We start from the raw sequence: 18,311 nt of genomic DNA, 5'->3' as shown, positions 1-18,311 counted from the left end.
TCATATTGTACCAATATGATATCAATCTGGATATCACAATTCTGGTACATTTCCTTATATCCTCATGTTTATTGCCTTTTCAGTATCTTTGATGAGAAGTTCATCAGTTCCATATCGTATATAGTGGGAGCCTTCTGCAATATTTTTGTGCTGTGCAATGTATCTGGTTTTTCGAACAATTCAGTCTGTCTCTGAGCAGACAATCACAGGAAAGTAGGTCTTCATGCGCTATATTGCAAAATACCTCACGCTGCTAATTAGCATATCTCTGCTTACCTTACTGCCTTTACTATTTACTGCGTGTGAGTCTACGGGAAGTACAAGTGTCATCAAACCAGATCAGCTGTCTCTCACACCCGCTACTACGCCTGAACCTTCAAATACACTGCTTTATGCGTCTAACTGGTCGCTTGGCCTGGACCATTGGCAAGCATCTCCTGGTTGGAAATTATTGGGTAAAAATCTACAGACCGAGCCGCTAAATAATTTGTCTCTAACGATCCCCTATCAACCAGCTATCTCCAATTATGCCATTGAGGTGCCGCTACAAATTGTACATGTGGCGGCCGATGGTGGAAATGTAATCATTGGTGCCGACAGACAACCCGGCAAAGATGGCTATCGGGCTGGTATCCTTGAGCTATTGTCAACAAGTATGCGCCCCCACGGTAGCCATCCACACGTTCAGGCCTATATTGACCCATTTGGCTCCATGGAACGGGGTAGTTTTGATCCCTCGGATTATGAGCCAGGTACCCAGTGGCATACCTTTCGCATTGAGATAATGGGGGCTGAGGTGAGCCTTTTTATTGATGGCCAATCTATTAGTAACGCTATCAGCACAAAAACTAATACACTTTCAAACGGTCCCATCCATCTAACCTGCAGTGAGGTCATTTTACGCCTCGGAACCATTCGCATCACCACTCTTTAAGCTCAGGAGGGCTGCTTGCCCTCCTGCTTTCCTTTTCTTTTGCCTCCTCATTACTTGACAATAAGTTTTTCTCGTGGTAAGTTTTGGACAAGTCATCTTACCAATTTTAGCCGTTCTGATGGATAGGATACGCGATGTCATCATTTCAAGTTATTCCAAAGTCTGCTGTAGCAGAAGATATTGTTAGTCATCTTTTAGCGATGATTCAAGAAAAGAAGCTGCGACCAGGCGATAAACTGCCGCCCGAGAGGGAATTGGCTATGATGATGCAGGTAAGCCGCCCTTCACTCCGCGAGGCATTACGTACACTATCAATTATGCATGTTATTGAGTTACGTCATGGATCGGGCGCTTACGTTACTTCTCTGGAGCCTGCTACTCTGGTTGAGCATCTCGATTTCGTCTTTTCTTTAGATGACTCTACCTATTTACAGCTCTTTGAGACCAGAAAAATTCTGGAGCCTGGTATCTGCGCTCTGGCGGCACAAAATATTACTGAGGATGAAATTACGCAGCTTGAGGCCTGCATTGAGCGCTCAAAGGTCGGCCCTGGCGATCCAGAAACATATCTTCAGGCCGACCTGGATCTGCATGAGATTATCGTGCAGGCAGCGCGCAATCCTCTGCTAAAGCGCTTTATGGTCAGTATCCGTAGCCTTGGGCGGGCCAGCCGTCAGCGTACTTCGACCTTGCCGGGTGTCTTTGCTCAGACTATTCAGGATCACCAGGCGATCATTTCCGCCTTAAAAGCTCATGATCCTCTGGCGGCCCAGAGCGCGATGCTTACTCACCTCGAACATATTGAGCAGCGCCTCATTGAGGAACAACATTGAGCTGACATGTTCGGCCAATGTTGTTACCCTGGCTCACTGTGTAACTCTTAGTCGTTAAAAAGGAGATGTTATTCATGCGTCTGTTAACCTTTCATTCACCTGCAGGTTTAAAGCTGGGTATCAGGACCGACCGGGGCATTATCGATGTGGAGGCGGCCCGGGCGGCATTGGGTACTTCCCTGGATAATCAGCAAATTCCCGTTACTTTTGAGGAACTTTGTAGCGGGGAAGCAGTCGATTTACAGGGTTTACGCCAGTTGGAAGCAGCGGCTCAGGGAAAAAATGGTGATTGGCTGCTGGCTGAAGAGCATATTCAATATGGTCCTAGCGCTTCGCGTTATGGCAAGATCATCTGTGTGGGCTTAAACTATCGGCGCCATGCTGCTGAGTCAAATATGCCTGTGCCTGAGTCTCCTGTGTTATTTCCTAAATATGCCAATACATTGGCTGGTTCTGGGGAGGAGATTCCACTCCCTTCTAACGCTACTCAATATGATTATGAGGCTGAACTGGCGCTGGTGATTGGACGGCGCGCCCACGCCGTTTCAGAGCAGCAAGCCCTGGATTATGTGCTTGGCTATTGCAATGGACACGATTTGAGTGCGCGTGATCTACAGTTTCGTACCTCTCAGTGGATGCTGGGGAAAACTGTCGATAAGTTTTTGCCTATTGGCCCTTACCTGGTAACCGCGGATGAAGTGGGTGATCCGCAAAAACTCAGTATCCAGCTCTGGCTGAATGGGGAGAAACGCCAGGATTCTAGTACTGCGGATATGATTTTCTCGGTTCCTTATATCATTAGCTATCTTAGCCAATACATTACTTTAGAACCTGGAGATACGATTGTCACTGGTACGCCAGAAGGTGTGATTTCGGGCCATCCTGAATATTCGTGGCTGAAAGCTGGTGATGAGGTAACTATTGAGGTGGGTAATCTGGGTAGATTGACTAATGTTTTGCGTTAACATCTGCATGTTTTAGACACATATATAGCAGTATCGACTGAAAGGATGAGCTTGATGAGCAATACGCAATATATGGAAACGTTGACCTGGCTTGGACCACGGATGATGGAGATGCGCTCAGCCCAGATACCTGAACCCCAGGCTGGTGAGGTGTTGATCAAGGTGGCTGCGGCTGGTATCTGTGGTTCAGAGTTAAGCGGTTATCTGGGTGAAAATAGTCTGCGTAAACCACCTCTGGTTATGGGACATGAGGCCGCCGGGCAGGTGGTACAGGTGAATGAAGGTGCCTTCCACAATGGTGCTTCGGCACAGGTAGGGACACGCGTTACCTTTAATCCTTTGATTACCTGTGGCCATTGTGATCGTTGCCGGGCCAATCGGCCCAATCTCTGTCGCAGCAGGCAGATTATTGGTATTCATCGACCTGGTGCTTTCGCTGGTTATGTAGCTGTCCCTGCTCATCTCTGTTATCCTTTGCCAGATACTATGTCCACCTCAATGGCCGCCCTGACCGAGCCATTGGCCTGTTCTGTCCGCGCGGTTTCCCTGGCCCATGTTCAACCTGAGCAGAGTTTATTAATTCTGGGCGCTGGCCCTATTGGTCTTTTCTGTTTGGCTGCCGCTAAAGCGCAAGGTATTCAACAGGTTGTGATCAGTGATATGTCTCCTTCACGTCTGGAAATTGCCAGGCGTTGGGGTGCTCAGGCAACCATCAATGTCGGTGAGCAAGATGTGGTCGCTACTATCCAGCAACTCTTCCCTGGCGGTGTGGATACCGTAATTGACGCCGTGGGCTTGAATATTACCCGTTCCCAGGCGGTCCAGGCGGTGGTCCCTGGTGGCCAGGTGGTCTTTATTGGGCTCCATCATGAGTCTTCTCCTTTGGAAGCCAATTACCTTGTCCGGCAAGAGATAACGATCAGTGGCAGCTTTAGCTATACACCTGTTGATTTTGATCGTGCTTTTGATTATCTGCGGCAGGGACTGCTCCAGGCGGAAGAGGAGTGGTTGGAGGAACGCCCTTTGTCAGAGGGTGCCAATGCATTTGCCGAATTGGTCGCGGGTAGTGTGGCGGCTACCAAGATTATCCTCAAGGTAGGATAAACATACACTAGAAAGGAAGCTGTGATGAAGATTAGTGCAGTGCGCCCGCTTGTCCTTGGTACACCATGGCGTAATCTGACCTATGTGGTTGTTGAGACGGATGAGGGACTGAGCGGTGTCGGTGAGGTCCGGATGGTTAATCATACAGAGTCGCTGCTGGGCTACCTTAAAGAGGCGACCCAACACCATATTTTAGGCTCGGACCCATTCAAGATCGAGGATCTCACCCAACGTATGTTTCGGCGCGATTTTGCGCGGGCCAGCGAAATTATGATGTCAGCGATCGCTACGATTGAGATTGCGTGTTGGGATATTATGGGCCAGGCGCTCAATGTTCCAATCTATCAATTGCTGGGCGGAGAAGTACGCGAACGTATTCCGGCCTATGCCAACGGATGGTATACGGTGGAGCGCTCTCCTGAGGAATTTCATGCTGCGGCAAAAAGGGTGGTGGCACGCGGCTATCGTGCACTTAAGGTAGATCCGTTTGGGGCTGGTTTTTATGAATTAAGTCGTGCTGAAAAACAGCAGGCCATCTCGCTGATTGAAGCGGTGCGTGCGGCGGTTGGAGATGAGGTGGATATTTTTGTAGAGATGCATGGGCGCTTTAGTGCTTCAACGGCAACGGCGCTGATCCGTGAATTAGCTCCTTTTAATCCAGGCTGGTTTGAAGAACCTGTCCCTCCTGAGAATCTGGCGGTTCTAAAGAAGGTTAGCGATGCGGTGAGTCCGCTTGGTATCCCTATTGCTACTGGTGAGCGCTTGCATACGCCTTATGAGTTCCGTGAATTGTTTGAATTGCAGGCGGCAGACATTATTCAGGCCGATATTACCCATTCGGGCGGACTTCTCGCTACGAAGAAAATTGCGGCCTGGGCCGATGCTTATTATATGCTTATCGCTCCCCATAATGTGTGCGGACCTGTCGGGACGGCTGCCGCTTTACATTTAGCTGCCAGCACTCCCAATTTTAAAATTCAGGAGCACTTTAATGATTTTGCTGATGCCTGGGTCAAAGATGTTGTGACAGGAATGCCTGAGGTTGATCCTGTTGATGGTTGTTTCCCTCTTCCTCAGGGTCCGGGACTGGGCATCAAGCTGAATGAGGATTTCATTGTTGAACATCCGCGTAAGGATGTCTTCTTTGATCTTTTCAAACATGATTGGCAGTATCGTCAGGCTGAGCAAAACATAACACAGAAAAATGGCTGATTGTAGACCATTCACATCGCTTCCAGGGTGGATGCTCACTCTAGAAAGCGATGTGAATGGTCTTTTCAGACTATAGGCAATACAGCTTTTACCTCGCTTGTCCTGCGCTCAATACATCTTATCTTGTTATTCACCTACCAATCAAAGCTTACTGCAAGGAGGGCATCGATGCAGGAAGATACCAATGTGGCTCTGGATATTGAACAGCCAGCTATGCTCAAAAACTATTTGCAGCAGCATAATCGCATTGGACCCGATGAGGATCCTATAATCCAGGTGCTGGCTGGCGGTATTTCTAATCGGACGGTGCTTGTACAACGTTCTGCTGGAGAGAGCTGGGTCGTCAAGCAGGCTCTCTCGAAATTGCGTGTGGCTACTGATTGGTTTAGTAGTCCTGAGCGTATTCATCGTGAAGCCCTCGGCATTCGCTGGCTTTCACGGCTGGCTCCCGCTGGTACGATCACGCCTTTTATTTTTGAGGATCATACCCAACATTTACTGGCTATGCAGGCTGTTCCCCAACCTCATATTAATTGGAAAACTCTTTTATTAGCTGGCCAGGTACAAGACCGGCATGTTGCCCAGTTTGGTCATTTGCTGGGCAGTATCCATCGTAATGCCTATGAGCAGCGCGAGGAAGTGGCACGTGTGTTCGCTGATACTTCCTTTTTCGAATCTTTGCGCATTGAACCTTATTATCTTTATACCGCCTCACAGGTACCAGAGGCTGCCACCTTCATTGATACGTTGGTCCAGGCAACTCGTGCCAATCAACTGACCCTGGTCCATGGTGATTACAGTCCCAAAAATGTTTTGATTTATGCCGATCAACTTATTTTATTGGATCATGAAGTCATTCATTATGGTGATCCTGCCTTCGATATTGGCTTTTCACTCACCCACCTGTTGAGCAAAGCTCATCATCTTACAGAACAGCGTCAGGAGTTTGCGCAGGCCGCCTCTATTTATTGGCAAAACTATAAGAACTCCTTAGGAGATGTTCCCTGGTTTGCGCGTATGGAAGAGCGAGCAGTGCGCCATACATTGGCCTGTATGCTGGCTCGTGTGGCGGGGCGTTCTTTGTTGGAATATTTTTCTTCAGCGGAGCGGCAACATCAATGTCAGGTTATTTTGAGTTTTATTGATACTTACCCGGCTACTATTCCCGAACTTATTTCTCAATTTATAGAGAGGATTAATCACAATGACGATAATTAAACAGCTTAGTGCCTGGGAAATTCTCGATAGCCGAGGGCGTCCAACGGTGAAGGCGCGCTGTACTTTAAATAGTGGCGCGGTTGGCGTTGTTTCGGTTCCATCAGGTGCTTCAACCGGGGCTGCTGAGGCTCATGAATTACGCGATAATGATCCTGCGCGCTATCGAGGATTTGGTTGCCGTAAGGCTGTGGCTAATATCAATAGTGAAATCAATGCCGCGCTGGTAGATCGCTCGATCGATGATCAGCATGAACTTGATGCGCTTTTGCTTGCTCTGGATGCGACTACGAATAAATCTCGGCTGGGAGCAAATGCAATTCTGGCTGTTTCGCTGGCTTTTTCGCGCGCGGTGGCTTTGGAACAGGGTCGACCACTTTATCAACATTTCGCCACTATGCAGGGATTAGAGCTGAGTACGCTACCCAGGCCGACGATCAATCTTTTCAGTGGTGGTAAACATGCTGGCGGACAGGTGGATATTCAAGATGTTCTGCTTGTGCCAGCTTCTGCTCAAACTATGGATGAGGCGCTGGCTGTAACTTTTGCTGTTTATCAGTCTGCGGCTGAACTTACCTTGAAAAAGTACGGTACTCGTAGCCTGACGGCTGATGAGGGTGGGCTGGCTCCGCCATTTCCGAATACAGAGACGATGCTGGCGGATGCAGTGGAAGCGATAGAGTTGGCGGGTTATCGAGCGGGACATGATGTGGCGCTAGCGATTGATGTGGCGTCGAGTCATTTTTATCAGGATGGTGTGTATAATTTGGATCATGAGCAGCTTACAAGTTCTGCGCTGATAGAGCGTCTGGCCAGCTGGTTAAGGCGGTATCCGTTGGTGAGTATAGAGGATGGGCTGGCGGAAGATGATTGGGATAATTGGCCGGCTTTATATACACGTATTTCGCCGCAGGCTCTTGTGCTCGGGGATGATTTTTTATGTACAAATCCGGCTCGTATCCAGCGCGCTATTGCTAATCAGGCGGCGAATGCTCTATTGCTAAAAGTTAATCAGATCGGCACCCTTAGTGAGGCTGCCCGGGCTTGCCAGTTGGCTCGCTTAGCTCAATGGAGGGTTACAATTAGTGCCAGAAGTGGCGAGACTGAAGATGATTGGCTGGCGGATCTGGCGGTAGGTTGGGCTGGCGATCAGATAAAAATTGGTTCGATTACTCATGGCGAGCGTCTGGCCAAGTATAATCGGTTATTGGAGATCGAAAATGAGACCCATCTGCCATTAGCTGCGTGGCCCGGAACATCATTGCGTGGAATATAAATAACTCACATGCTGCATCTTTACGCGAGCTGACTATGATGTATTATCGTCTATTCAGTTTGCGTAAGGATCTTATCTCCTAACAAAGCTACCTGCTTATACAAATCTTCTGTGCTGGCGATTGAGTCCTGTAGTTGCTGACTGGTGACACCAGTTGAACCTAATAGAGTATTGATGCGCTCTAAAAAGTTGGCTGGCTTAATAGAAAAGGCTTTGACACTCCCCGGCATAAATGCGCGGGGATTCTTCTTTCACCCATCCGACGCGCTCAGAGGTATTGCTACCAGAGAGTGGAGGTCCGATGTCCAGAAGCGTTTCATGCACTCTGTGGTGCATCAGTTCCCGTCTGCCCGACGGTACTGAGAGCCTTGTTCAAAATGTTGCGGGCGGCATTATGGTCGCGGTCCATCACCAACCCGCAGGTAGGACAGATGTGTGTGCGCACGCTCAGGCTTTTCTTGACGAGCGTGCCACATCCACTACAGTTCTGACTCGTGAAGTGGGGCGCAACCTTGATGACGGGGATCGCGTGCAAAGCTCCGTAGTAGTTGACCCAGGAAAGGAATTGCCCCCATCCGGCATCACTGATACTCTTGGCAAGGTGGCGATTGCGCACCATATTGGCAATCTTCAAGTCTTCGTAGGCAATGAGATCGTGAGATGTCACAAGCGTGTTCGCCTCTTTGCGGGCGAAATCTTCACGCTGCCTCTGGACTTTCAAATGCGCTCTGGCGACCTGTTGGCGTGCCTTCAGGCGGTTCTTTGACCCCTTCTTCTTGCGCGATAAGCGGCGTTGCAAACGTTTCAAGCGAGCTTCTGCCTTACGATAATGCCGTGGGTTCTCCACCGTATTGCTATCGGAGTCGGTATAGTAGGCTTTCAACCCCACATCAATGCCCACGATAGCCCCGGTCATCTCATGTTCAATCACGCGGTCCGTCTGCACCCCAAACTGGACATAGTAGCCATCGGCACAACGAATGAGACGCACGCGCTTGATCTGCTTGACCGGAAAGGTTTCAATATCGCGCGTCCCCACTAAGCGGAGACGACCGATCCCACAGCCATCGGTGAAGGTGATGTGCCTGCCATCCGGTTCCAACTTCCATCCCGTTTGTTTGTACTCAACAGAGCGGTTATCGTGCTGAAACCTGGGGTAGCCCTTCTTCCCTGGTTTCTTGGCTTTGCAGTTGTCATAGAAACGTTGAATGGCATTCCAGGCCCGATCAGCACTGGCCTGTCTGGCTTGTGAGTTGAGGGTGTTGGCAAAGGGGAATTCTTTGGCAAGGACGGCGCAATATTTCTGCAAGTCATTCTTGCTCGCATGGTCATCCATCCACAGACGGAGGCATTTGTTACGAATGAATTGCACGACACGAATAGCTTCATCAATGGCAACATATTGGGTTTTGTTGCCATCGAGCTTGTATTCGTAGATCAGCATGGCGCCCTTGTCCTTTCCTTATTTCTGTGCTATATTATACACCCTAATAGGGTAGTATGTCAAACAAGAAGAGGAAGCATAATGAGGAAAGAACGAACAAATATCTACATCACAGAACGGCAGAAGAAACAACTGGAGAAGAGAAGCATAGAGGAAGATTTACCCATGGCGGAAATCATCAGACGAGCGTTAGACACCTATCTGGCATGGGATGATCCAACGTACCAACCCATGCCGCCCAAGCCCCAAATAAGGAACAGCGATTCATCCCCGCCATGAATGGACGGGGGCTTTCTCGCTCGTTTCCTGTAAATCTGGCCTGCCAGAGAAAATTTCTAATAATTGCTTTCTTGAGTTGTGGCGGATATTGAGTCAGGCGAGCCTTTAAAGATGCAATCAATTGGTCTGGATCATAGAGGGGTAATAACTAATTTCTTATTTTATGGGGAGATATAGACACTTCATGGTAAAATACAGCCATGAAATTGAGCCAGAGGAAGCACGTGCTGGCGAACGAAGGCCCACAAGGTTAAACACTGGGCGGCACAGATGAAAGCCTGTAGTGAGAAGCAGATGGAGGAAGAGGACGTATGGCGCTCATCGTCCGTGGCTATAAAACTGAACTCAAGCTGAATAATGCGCAACGTACCGCCTGCCTGAAGCATGCGGGTGCTGCCCGCTATGCATACAATTGGGGCCTGCGCCGCTATCAAGAAGAGCGGGAGGCCGGTCGGAAAGCGCCCAACGCGATGAGCCTGCATAAAGAACTCAATGCCCTCAAACAAACAGAACTCCACTGGATGTATGAGGTCAGCAAAGCCGCGCCTCAAGAAAGTTTGCGTGATCTGGAGAAAGCGTTTCGCAACTTCTGGAAGCGCTGCCAAAAGAAGAAGCAGGGGACGTTTCGTGGCAAGCTCGGCTTTCCGCGCTTCAAGTCGAAAAAACGCGGCATTGGCAGTTTCCGCTTGACTGGCACCATTCATATCGGCAAAGACTGGGTGCAATTGCCACGCTTAGGCAAGCTCCGTCTCAAAGAACAGGGCTATCTTCCCACCAAAGGGGTGCACATTCTCTCGGCCACCGTGTCGGAACGGGCCGGACGCTGGTATGTGTCGGTGCAGGTGGAGGAGGAACATGCCGAGCCTGGGATTGCGCTCGGAGAGACGATCGGGATCGACGTAGGGATCAAAGCGATGGCGACGCTCTCGGATGGTCGGGTGTTTCGGAATCCGAAAGCGCTCGGCTCGCATCTCAAACACCTCAAACGGCTCTGCCGTCAACATGCGCGTAAACAGCCGGGCAGCAAACATCGACAGAAAGCGGCGCGCAAACTCGCCCGGTTGCATGCCCATATTGCCAACCTGCGCAAAGACACGTTGCATCAGGTGACCTCGCTGATTGTCGCGAAAACCAAGCCAGATCAGGAGCGCCCGACGTGTATCGTACTGGAGGATTTGCAGGTGAGCGGCATGGTAAAAAATCGGAAACTGAGCAGAGCTATAGTGGATGTGGGATTTGCCGAGTTTCGCCAGCAACTGGACTATAAAGCGAAGCAGGCGGGCTCACTGATCTACACGGTGTCTCGATGGGAGCCGTCGAGCAAAACCTGTTCGTGGTGTGGGTGGATCGATGAAGACCTGACGCTGTCCGACCGCCTCTTCCAATGTAAGGAGTGCGGCTACGTGATCGATCGCGACTTGAATGCTGCAATAAATCTCGCCCTCAAGGCGGCAGGATAACGAAGAAGAGTACGGCAAGTTCTGCCGGAAGTGAAGCCTGTGGACAGGGCAGCGCTGGCTTGCTCGTGAGAGCAAGTGAAACTGCCCTGGATGAAGCAGGAAGTGAACGCTAAATATGGCTTGTCCATATTTGGGTAAGTTTCATAGAACGGTTGGCAGATAAATGTTTCTGCGCAATACATAAAACTATGAAAACCATAGGCAGGTTGTTGCCAATAATCGGATAAGATCTTGCCATTCAGGCAATCTTCAATGGTCTTAGTTACAAAGTCCAGGTTGCGATATAGAAAATCAACGCGTTGTCCTTGTACAGTTAGCCAGGCTCCCCATTGACCCAGGTGCCCCATCCTCCTGGTTTGGTTACGGTAGGATCAGCAAAATCATTAAGAGTCTGTGCCACTAAACGTATAGTTCTTATGTCGAGAGGATTCGCTTCAGAATAGTATATGCCGATATCAATGTCAGAGTCAGGTCGCTGTGAATTACTCGCGTATGATCCTCCCAGTACAATGGCATTTATACCTTTAATGTCCTTGATTTGATCAATAATATATCGAAGCAAAACTTCGTCCTGCATTTTATTATCGCTCCTCTTTGAGATACCTTTATTCTAGCACATCTCCTTCTAATTATAAACGACTGGGCCTTTGTTCATTCTTGCGAGAAGCGTCAATACCTTAATACCTTTACCATGAATATAAGAATAAAATTGAGTTTAGTATAACGTATACGTATACGTATACGTTATGCTAAACTCAAGGGAATCGATTATTTTTTGCTGCTTTAAGTACCATCAAACTACTCAAATACTCACATGTTTTTGAATATTGCAAGCAGTGCTAATCCCCTTTTATCACAATAATTGTGCCCAATTATTTCCATCGCAATGCCACTTTCAAGTCTGATGTCGATACTAATCAGCATATTGTAAAAAGCAATCATAAATTCGAAATTCAATGCTTCAGCTAAAAACGCATAAGACAGATGAGAAAGCCCCCTTTGCGATAAAAAGGTATCAATAACTATCTTCAGGAACCCATAGCCCTTCTACGCCCTTAAAAACGCAAATAAAGGCATCTCTACTCTTCGTACACTCTGCATTTTCGTACTTCCATCAAAAAATCGTTTTTCTTTTCACGTATACGTATACGTATACGTGAAAAGAAAAACCAGATTGTTCACCAGATAGTAAAATATCATCCCGTGTACGTCTACGTGTACGTGTACGTCTACGTGTACGTGTACGTGTACGTGTACGTGTACGTGTACGTGTACGTGTACGTGTACGTGTACGTGTACGTGTACGTGTACGTGTACGTGTACGTGTACGTGTACGTGTACGTGTACGTGTACGTGTACGTGTACGTGTACGTGTACGTGTACGTGTACGTGTACGTGTACGTGTACGTGTACGTGTACGTGTACGTCTACGTCTACGTCTACGTCTACGTGTACGTGTACGTGTACGTGTACGTGTACGTGTACGTGTACGTGTACGTGTACGTGTACGTGTACGTGTACGTCTACGTGTACGTGTACGTCTACGTGTACGTCTACGTGTACGTCTACGTGTACGTCTACGTGTACGTCTACGTCTACGTCTACGTGTACGTCTACGTGTACGTCTACGTCTACGTGTACGTGTACGTGTACGTGTACGTGTACGTGTACGTCTACGTGTACGTGTACGTGTACGTGTACGTGTACGTGTACGTGTACGTGTACGTCTACGTCTACGTGTACGTGTACGTGTACGTGTACGTGTACGTGTACGTCTACGTGTACGTGTACGTGTACGTGTACGTGTACGTCTACGTCTACGTCTACGTGTACGTCTACGTGTACGTCTACGTCTACGTGTACGTCTACGTGTACGTCTACGTGTACGTGTACGTGTACGTGTACGTCTACGTGTACGTCTACGTGTACGTCTACGTGTACGTGTACGTGTACGTGTACGTGTACGTCTACGTCTACGTCTACGTCTACGTGTACGTGTACGTCTACGTGTACGTCTACGTCTACGTGTACGTGTACGTCTACGTGTACGTCTACGTCTACGTGTACGTCTACGTCTACGTGTACGTGTACGTCTACGTGTACGTCTACGTCTACGTGTACGTGTACGTCTACGTGTACGTCTACGTGTACGTGTACGTCTACGTGTACGTGTACGTGTACGTGTACGTGTACGTGTACGTCTACGTGTAAAGGGAATCGAGAATATAAAATCTATTATATCGATAAATCTCTAGGCAATTTGAAGGTTTGCATTACTCAATATAATTAACTCCAACAAGAAGTATATTTAATAAGCCTGAACAACCTTCTTCAATATACTTCTTATAGTTTTTATCAGCAAAATTTTTATAAATGAGATCGATCACCATTAGACGATTGCTCAAGAATTGCCATAACTGAATATGCTTGCGCAACTTAAAGAGCATCCTGGCCATCTCTCGCCAGGATGCTCTTTAAGTAAGATCCATATATGGATAATTTGTGCTCTTATTTTGATAGGATTAGCGTGCACCATATTTATCAAGTAATGCGGCTACTGCTTCGTTAATCAGGGCTGTTTTGGGGAGCTCACGTTGTAGCGCGAGCTCTTCAAATTGCTGCTTAAGTTGTTTATCCATCCACAGGGTAATTCGTTCGTGGGTACTTTCAAAGGGCTGCAAGCTACGGCGGCGTTTAGCTGCCCCACGCCCATCCTCTGAAGATGTGGAGGGATCATAAGTAGCATAGTCTTCATCAAGAAGAAAATTATTCTCTGGAAAATCTGTCAGCTTTAGACCAGAGCTATCATGATTCTTCACATATGGTGCTGCCTCACTACGTGTCGCTGATTGACGAGAGCGAGGTGGCGTCACATCTCGGGCTTTCGGATCACTTCTGGCTGGCAGAGAAGTTGTAGAAGCTTCACGGCGTGCATTGATCCTGGTCTCTTCCGCAGCGAAAGCTTTTTCACTATCATTTTCAGCCGTTGGGCGCGCCTTTTTAGTTGGAGTCTCTTTGGCTATTGGAGCTGATTGGATTGATTCAGCCTGGGCTGGAACCTCAGTGGCGGCTTCAAGCGGAGCCGGCTCGACCTGGGCTACCGGCTTCTCTTCCTTTACTTCTTGCGCGACTTCCTCTACTGGCTCGTCTACCACCTCAGCTGGCGGTGACACAGTTCTACTTTCTGCGGCCTGGCTGGGCCGCAGTAGAGGATTGATAAATTTCTTAGTTTCCTTCGGCACGCTCGAGTACCTCCTTTACCAGTTTTGAGTAGGCTATAGCGCCTGTGCTGGTTGGTGCGTAATCGAAAAGGCAGGCGATCTGATTATGCGCCTCTTCTACTTTGATGTTGCGGGGGATTACAGCATCAAATACTAAGTCACCAAAATGTTCGCGTACAGCGCTTAAAACATCTGTGCTCAGACGGGTGTGATCGTCCAGATTTGCTACAACACCAAAGATTGGTAGGGAGACGTCTAAATTCTCTCGCAATTCTTGCATGGTTGTTTCAAGAATGCTAATACCAATCAATGCATAGGTTGTTAAAGCAATTGGAATTATAACATCGGTGCAGGCAATAAATGAGTTTACGGTTAGGACTCCCAGATTGGGGGGGTATCAATTAAAATATAGTCAAAATTCTCTTTGACTTGACTGAGCGAACGCGCAAGTTTATGTTCACGACCGGGCGCGGATGCCATTAATAGATCAGCGGCGCTCAGGTTAATTGAGCTTGGAGCAACAAATAATCCTTTTTGCCCCACAGACTCAACAAGGATATCGGTCATTTTAGCACCCTGGGTTAATACATCAAATAATGTTTGCTCCTGGTCCAGGGTTCCTAACAAACTGTATGTACTATTGCTCTGAGCATCAGTATCCACCAGGAGTACTCGTTTACCAGCACGGGCCAGGCCATAGCCAAGATTAACGGCGGTGGTCGTCTTGGTGACCCCGCCTTTGTTATTGCAGAGTGCAAAAATTCTTGTCATAACTTCTTGTTTATTCCTTTCAGATAACGTGATCCCTCATCTCTGATCACTTTAAAAGCCTTCAAACTCTGCGTTTCCTACAGACTTTTGCTGGCTTAATATGTCCAGGCTTAGCATTTGTCTGCAGAAACCGTTCCTTATATAAGGAATAGTTTTGTGTCTTTGCAAGATTGCTCTCAGAATGTGCCCGCGTAGTATCTCTTTCCTGCCTTAATTCAGAGTCAAAGCGTTCCTTATATATAAGGAACGCTTTGACTCTGAATTAAGCAATAATTATCTCTCTTTTGCATATCTACGTACACGTATACGTATACGTGTACATCTACGTATACGTAATTCCTCTACAATAAAAGACGCATAGCCTCTTGCATTGTAACACATCTCCATAGGTCTAAAAAAGGCTTTTTGGTGTATTAGAAACGTATTTTTGTATAAATTTGAGCTCAATTTACGTGTACGTGTACGTGTACGTGTACGTACACATCTACGTACACGTACACGTACACGTAAATTGAATAATAGTAACAAAATAAAATGAATGCGCTAATTACGCGCTACACCTTTGGGCCAGCCACGTTTTCGGCGTCCGACAGCCGCAGCTACGGCAAGCTGGGGAATAAGTCGAATACCCGATCCAGGTACTCCCTTAATCCGTTGGCTCGATAGAAGTTGCGCGGTTTCTTCTACCGTAGCTAAGCGGGAAGGTAAGGTTCCATCTTCAATCATTGCGTGAATGCGGTTTGTTTTTACGCCTAGTAAAGTGGCGGCCTCCTGAACAACACATACATCACTTAGCGATTCTGGTTGTTCAAATTCTGAAAATTTGGTCATTTGTTCTACTCTCCTATTTTCATTCATTTCTCACAATAAAATGGATCTTGACCCATTTTATTGTGGTCAAAAAAGTAGCAAAAACAAGGACGATCTATCTCAGTGGGCAATTCTTGCTTATCTGGCAATAAATTTTTGCGTTAACAAAATGCTTTAGGGATGGGACGATCCGTTCTTAGGTTATATTTGGCTCTGAGAGGCTCAATAAACGGCTTGTGATATCTTTCAGCACTCACTACTAGTTTTTTATTTTTACAGCCTCTTGTTGGGCCTCTTATGAGATCTTGTATTACGGCTTCAATTTCGGTAGGAGTGGATTGTTATGACAGGCCTCGCTGGCAAAACGAAGAGAAAACAGTAGAAGAGATAAAGCCTCAAAAAGAAGCCTGGATTACGTTTGTGAACGACCCCGATAGGGCTTTGTTCGTAATTTCTTTTCACAGTTAAGCACTATTTTCATTTCAGCGACTAGCTCATCATAGTTCATGCTGGAATATATTTTTACCAGGCTTTCAGTCTCGTCATCAGCTGCGTTGTTTTGATAATGTTTGCAACGCGAGGTGAAGTAGGCTCCCGGATTTTGCAGTGAGTCATTGCCAGGTTCATGCATAGACAATACAGTATCAATAAAAGCTGTTGTAATAACTTCTGGTTTATATTTCTTCAAGAGATTTTCATTCTGTTTTTGAACTTTTGCATTGTCATTATTGTCAAATAGGCGTGTTAAGAATTTTGCAGCGTCACTACGTAACGTAACGTTATTATTTATTTTATTAAATAATATATTTATATTACGTTTACGTATTACGTTATAGAAGTCTTCTCCATAGCTTTCTGAGTCTAACTGGGTAGGTATACGCAGGTGTTTTGCGTCGTCGCTATTTAGCTGCGCTGGCGAAAAGTCTACCTTGCCAGTAGACTTTTCGCTTAAATAGTCTTCCGCTTTTTGTGCTTGGGGAGACTTAGTCTCACGATTGTCTGAAAAAGTCTTCCGTGCAGAAGACTTTTTCTTAAACGAGTCTTCTTCAATGTTTTCAAAGTCTACCTTTTGATCACAACGATCGGTTGGCGGCTGATACCAATCCTCGGGTAGTTGATCACGGGATAGCTTTTTCTTGGTCTCTGGCATGGGGGCAGGGTAGACTTTTGTTGGTTGTACTACTGGTGGCTGATACTCACGCCCGGTGCATAGGAAAACATATGTACAGGCATTTGTCTGGTCTACCCCGTAGTTCATAGCCAGCTTCTTGATAATACTTATCTCCACAGATTTCCAAATATGTCCCTTTGTATGTGCGAGTAGCCCTCTGTTATGTAAGCGTGTGTAATAAGCATGAATCTGGGCATAAAGCTCTTCAAAAAAATCTTTTGGTAGACCCATTTTTTCCCAGTCTACCTGGGGATCTTCTAAAAGATCATTGTAAACATAGAGTAACTCTGTAATGGAGTCTACCGTTAACGGCTGCAAGGTAGACTCCATTTGTTGCGCAGGGTAGACTTTTTGCTCTGGCAGGGTAGACTTTTCTGTTTCGGTAGACTTTTCGCTGAATTTCTCAGCTACTTTTTCTACTTCGGGAAAAAGTCTACCCTCAGGGTAGACTTTTTTCGGCTCAAGTCTACCTTTTGTTTGGCTATTGGTAGACTCGGGTAGACTGGAGATCTGGTTTCTGATATTTTGTGTGATTTGATAGTAATCCGAGTCTACTTTGGACTTGACGATTTCTACCCTGGGTCTACTTGCTTCTGCTGGTGATGTAAATAACTTGGGAAAAAGGATTTTGCTTAGAACTTCGCTTACCATACGAAATACAATACGCTGTCCCTTTTCAGCATCTATTCCCTCCGACTTGATGATTTCTAACATCGGATTGAAGAATACTTGCTGTAACCGTGGATCGCATTCTGAGAGCTCTAGCGCCTCGTTGATGTCTACCTGAGGGGCAAATAACAGATTGAATTGTAGAATGCGTTCTTTGACCTTCCTGGTGAATTGTTGGACCTTTGGACGGCTATGTATAATCAGGCTATCGAGTGCGTGTAAATTTTGTGGTGGTTGATATTTGCCGAGTGGGAAAATAATTTGTAGCTCTTTGTTGTGTTTGCTTTTGCGTAGCAGGTTCAAGGCACAGAAAACAACGACATATTTGTGCGTAGTATCATATCCCCATTTAATGGTGTTGGCCAGTGTGCGCAGGGTGCGGGTGCTGATGACTGCGACATTTTCTCCGAGCTTTCCCAGTCCGGGCAATACCTCTTGTTTGATGGTAGCATGGCGTAATACCAGCGCGAGGAACTCAAGGCCACCGCTTGGAAATAATTTAGCGATAATATCCAGTGTGTATGGATCTACTTGCTCATAACCTTTTAGCTGAGCAGTATCTACAGACAGCTCGCCCTGAGGATGGTTTCTCCTCTGACCTGGCTGCCCTTGATTTTCCATTATACTTTGCTGCATATACATTTCCGCATCCTCGCTAACAAATTTTGGTGCCATGAAACTGATATATTGGTTTGTGATACTACCCATATTTCCCACTTCCTCCACATGTTTTCGTTCATAAATGTCTTTATTGTTTGCCTGCTGGGTATCTTCGAATTAGAAAAAAAACTGCTAAAAAATATTGTTGTTCTCTCAGTCAGTACAGTGGATGAATTTTTAGCTAAACCTATTGTGTATTCTCCACTGTGCACGTGCTTCAAGTTGTGATGTACATAGTACCTCGCAAAATCGCATTTTACTAGTGGGAGTGTCATCTGATAATTACT

General features: G+C 46.9%; 16 protein-coding genes and 1 pseudogene. 10 read left to right on the top strand and 7 right to left on the bottom strand.

What is annotated here, in order from left to right; genetic code table 11:
- The first annotated feature begins 223 nt into the window (after positions 1-223).
- The 7 genes from EL645_RS33430 (at position 224) to eno (ending at position 7,539) form a co-directional block, all read left to right on the top strand.
- A complete protein-coding gene (locus tag EL645_RS33430; RefSeq protein WP_126556788.1) occupies positions 224-934 on the top strand; it encodes a hypothetical protein in 711 nt (236 codons plus the stop codon).
- A gap of 134 nt (positions 935-1,068) precedes the next feature.
- Positions 1,069-1,767 (top strand): FadR/GntR family transcriptional regulator, encoded by a 699-nt coding sequence (locus EL645_RS33425; RefSeq protein WP_126556787.1) that lies wholly within the window; start codon positions 1,069-1,071, stop codon positions 1,765-1,767.
- A 74-nt stretch (positions 1,768-1,841) separates the two neighbouring features.
- Positions 1,842-2,732, top strand: coding sequence for a fumarylacetoacetate hydrolase family protein (locus tag EL645_RS33420; protein WP_126556786.1), 891 nt, complete (start codon positions 1,842-1,844; stop codon positions 2,730-2,732).
- A 54-nt stretch (positions 2,733-2,786) separates the two neighbouring features.
- The gene (locus EL645_RS33415; protein WP_218032168.1) at positions 2,787-3,836 is read left to right on the top strand and encodes a galactitol-1-phosphate 5-dehydrogenase; all 1,050 of its coding nucleotides are present in this window, start codon (positions 2,787-2,789) and stop codon (positions 3,834-3,836) included.
- 24 nt (positions 3,837-3,860) lie between these two features.
- The gene (locus EL645_RS33410) at positions 3,861-5,048 is read left to right on the top strand and encodes a mandelate racemase/muconate lactonizing enzyme family protein (RefSeq protein WP_126556785.1); all 1,188 of its coding nucleotides are present in this window, start codon (positions 3,861-3,863) and stop codon (positions 5,046-5,048) included.
- 168 nt (positions 5,049-5,216) lie between these two features.
- Complete coding sequence (locus EL645_RS33405) at positions 5,217-6,266, top strand: phosphotransferase family protein (RefSeq protein ID WP_126556784.1); 1,050 nt, start codon at positions 5,217-5,219, stop codon at positions 6,264-6,266.
- Positions 6,253-7,539 (top strand): phosphopyruvate hydratase, encoded by a 1,287-nt coding sequence (eno, locus tag EL645_RS33400; protein WP_126556783.1) that lies wholly within the window; start codon positions 6,253-6,255, stop codon positions 7,537-7,539. Before EL645_RS33405 ends, eno begins: the two co-directional genes overlap by 14 nt.
- A 50-nt stretch (positions 7,540-7,589) precedes the next feature.
- Here eno and EL645_RS33395 read toward each other — a convergent pair whose 3' ends face one another.
- Positions 7,590-7,769: a hypothetical protein gene (locus tag EL645_RS33395; RefSeq protein ID WP_126556782.1), complete on the bottom strand. Its 180-nt coding sequence runs from the start codon at positions 7,767-7,769 to the stop codon at positions 7,590-7,592.
- A gap of 86 nt (positions 7,770-7,855) precedes the next feature.
- Positions 7,856-8,983 (bottom strand): RNA-guided endonuclease InsQ/TnpB family protein, encoded by a 1,128-nt coding sequence (locus EL645_RS33390; RefSeq protein WP_126556781.1) that lies wholly within the window; start codon positions 8,981-8,983, stop codon positions 7,856-7,858.
- On the opposite strand from EL645_RS33390, the gene EL645_RS45105 reads away from it, so the two are divergent.
- The gene (locus EL645_RS45105; RefSeq protein ID WP_307720596.1) at positions 8,864-9,262 is read left to right on the top strand and encodes a ribbon-helix-helix domain-containing protein; all 399 of its coding nucleotides are present in this window, start codon (positions 8,864-8,866) and stop codon (positions 9,260-9,262) included. The genes EL645_RS33390 and EL645_RS45105 overlap by 120 nt on opposite strands.
- Positions 9,263-9,573: 311 nt before the next feature.
- Positions 9,574-10,722 (top strand): RNA-guided endonuclease InsQ/TnpB family protein, encoded by a 1,149-nt coding sequence (locus EL645_RS33380; RefSeq protein WP_126556779.1) that lies wholly within the window; start codon positions 9,574-9,576, stop codon positions 10,720-10,722.
- Positions 10,723-11,035: 313 nt separating this feature from the next.
- On the opposite strand, the gene EL645_RS33375 is transcribed toward EL645_RS33380, so the two are convergent.
- Entirely contained in the window at positions 11,036-11,299 is a 264-nt protein-coding gene (locus tag EL645_RS33375) for a nucleotidyltransferase domain-containing protein (RefSeq protein ID WP_126556778.1), read from the bottom strand.
- A 626-nt stretch (positions 11,300-11,925) separates the two neighbouring features.
- On the opposite strand from EL645_RS33375, the gene EL645_RS33370 reads away from it, so the two are divergent.
- A complete protein-coding gene (locus tag EL645_RS33370) occupies positions 11,926-12,933 on the top strand; it encodes a hypothetical protein (protein WP_126556777.1) in 1,008 nt (335 codons plus the stop codon).
- A gap of 311 nt (positions 12,934-13,244) precedes the next feature.
- Here EL645_RS33370 and EL645_RS33365 read toward each other — a convergent pair whose 3' ends face one another.
- From EL645_RS33365 to EL645_RS33345, 4 genes and pseudogenes are all read right to left on the bottom strand, one after another.
- Complete coding sequence (locus EL645_RS33365; RefSeq protein WP_126556776.1) at positions 13,245-13,964, bottom strand: hypothetical protein; 720 nt, start codon at positions 13,962-13,964, stop codon at positions 13,245-13,247.
- A pseudogene (locus EL645_RS43380) lies at positions 13,948-14,714 on the bottom strand (ParA family protein). Before EL645_RS43380 ends, EL645_RS33365 begins: the two are co-directional and overlap by 17 nt.
- 543 nt (positions 14,715-15,257) lie before the next feature.
- Entirely contained in the window at positions 15,258-15,545 is a 288-nt protein-coding gene (locus tag EL645_RS33350) for a hypothetical protein (RefSeq protein WP_126556773.1), read from the bottom strand.
- Between the two features lie 391 nt (positions 15,546-15,936).
- Positions 15,937-18,072: a hypothetical protein gene (locus EL645_RS33345; RefSeq protein ID WP_126556772.1), complete on the bottom strand. Its 2,136-nt coding sequence runs from the start codon at positions 18,070-18,072 to the stop codon at positions 15,937-15,939.
- Between the last annotated feature and the right edge of the window lie 239 nt (positions 18,073-18,311).

Source organism: Dictyobacter kobayashii, assembly GCF_003967555.1.
GTDB classification, from domain to species: Bacteria; Chloroflexota; Ktedonobacteria; order Ktedonobacterales; family Ktedonobacteraceae; genus Dictyobacter; species Dictyobacter kobayashii.
This window is presented reverse-complemented; position numbering and strand designations above follow the sequence as displayed.

What these genes read in the sequence shown, in the direction of transcription:
- EL645_RS33430 (WP_126556788.1), top strand. Translation starts at nt 224, where the DNA reads ATGCGCTATATTGCAAAATACCTCACGCTGCTAATTAGCATATCTCTG.
- EL645_RS33415 (WP_218032168.1), top strand. Translation starts at nt 2,787, where the DNA reads ATGAGCAATACGCAATATATGGAAACGTTGACCTGGCTTGGACCACGG.
- EL645_RS33345 (WP_126556772.1), bottom strand. Translation starts at nt 18,072, where the DNA reads ATGGGTAGTATCACAAACCAATATATCAGTTTCATGGCACCAAAATTT.
- EL645_RS33375 (WP_126556778.1), bottom strand. Translation starts at nt 11,299, where the DNA reads ATGCAGGACGAAGTTTTGCTTCGATATATTATTGATCAAATCAAGGAC.
- EL645_RS33395 (WP_126556782.1), bottom strand. Translation starts at nt 7,769, where the DNA reads ATGCCGGGGAGTGTCAAAGCCTTTTCTATTAAGCCAGCCAACTTTTTA.
- EL645_RS33420 (WP_126556786.1), top strand. Translation starts at nt 1,842, where the DNA reads ATGCGTCTGTTAACCTTTCATTCACCTGCAGGTTTAAAGCTGGGTATC.
- EL645_RS33405 (WP_126556784.1), top strand. Translation starts at nt 5,217, where the DNA reads ATGCAGGAAGATACCAATGTGGCTCTGGATATTGAACAGCCAGCTATG.
- EL645_RS33390 (WP_126556781.1), bottom strand. Translation starts at nt 8,983, where the DNA reads ATGCTGATCTACGAATACAAGCTCGATGGCAACAAAACCCAATATGTT.
- EL645_RS45105 (WP_307720596.1), top strand. Translation starts at nt 8,864, where the DNA reads ATGGTCATCCATCCACAGACGGAGGCATTTGTTACGAATGAATTGCAC.
- eno (WP_126556783.1), top strand. Translation starts at nt 6,253, where the DNA reads ATGACGATAATTAAACAGCTTAGTGCCTGGGAAATTCTCGATAGCCGA.
- EL645_RS33380 (WP_126556779.1), top strand. Translation starts at nt 9,574, where the DNA reads ATGGCGCTCATCGTCCGTGGCTATAAAACTGAACTCAAGCTGAATAAT.
- EL645_RS33410 (WP_126556785.1), top strand. Translation starts at nt 3,861, where the DNA reads ATGAAGATTAGTGCAGTGCGCCCGCTTGTCCTTGGTACACCATGGCGT.
- EL645_RS33350 (WP_126556773.1), bottom strand. Translation starts at nt 15,545, where the DNA reads ATGACCAAATTTTCAGAATTTGAACAACCAGAATCGCTAAGTGATGTA.
- EL645_RS33425 (WP_126556787.1), top strand. Translation starts at nt 1,069, where the DNA reads ATGTCATCATTTCAAGTTATTCCAAAGTCTGCTGTAGCAGAAGATATT.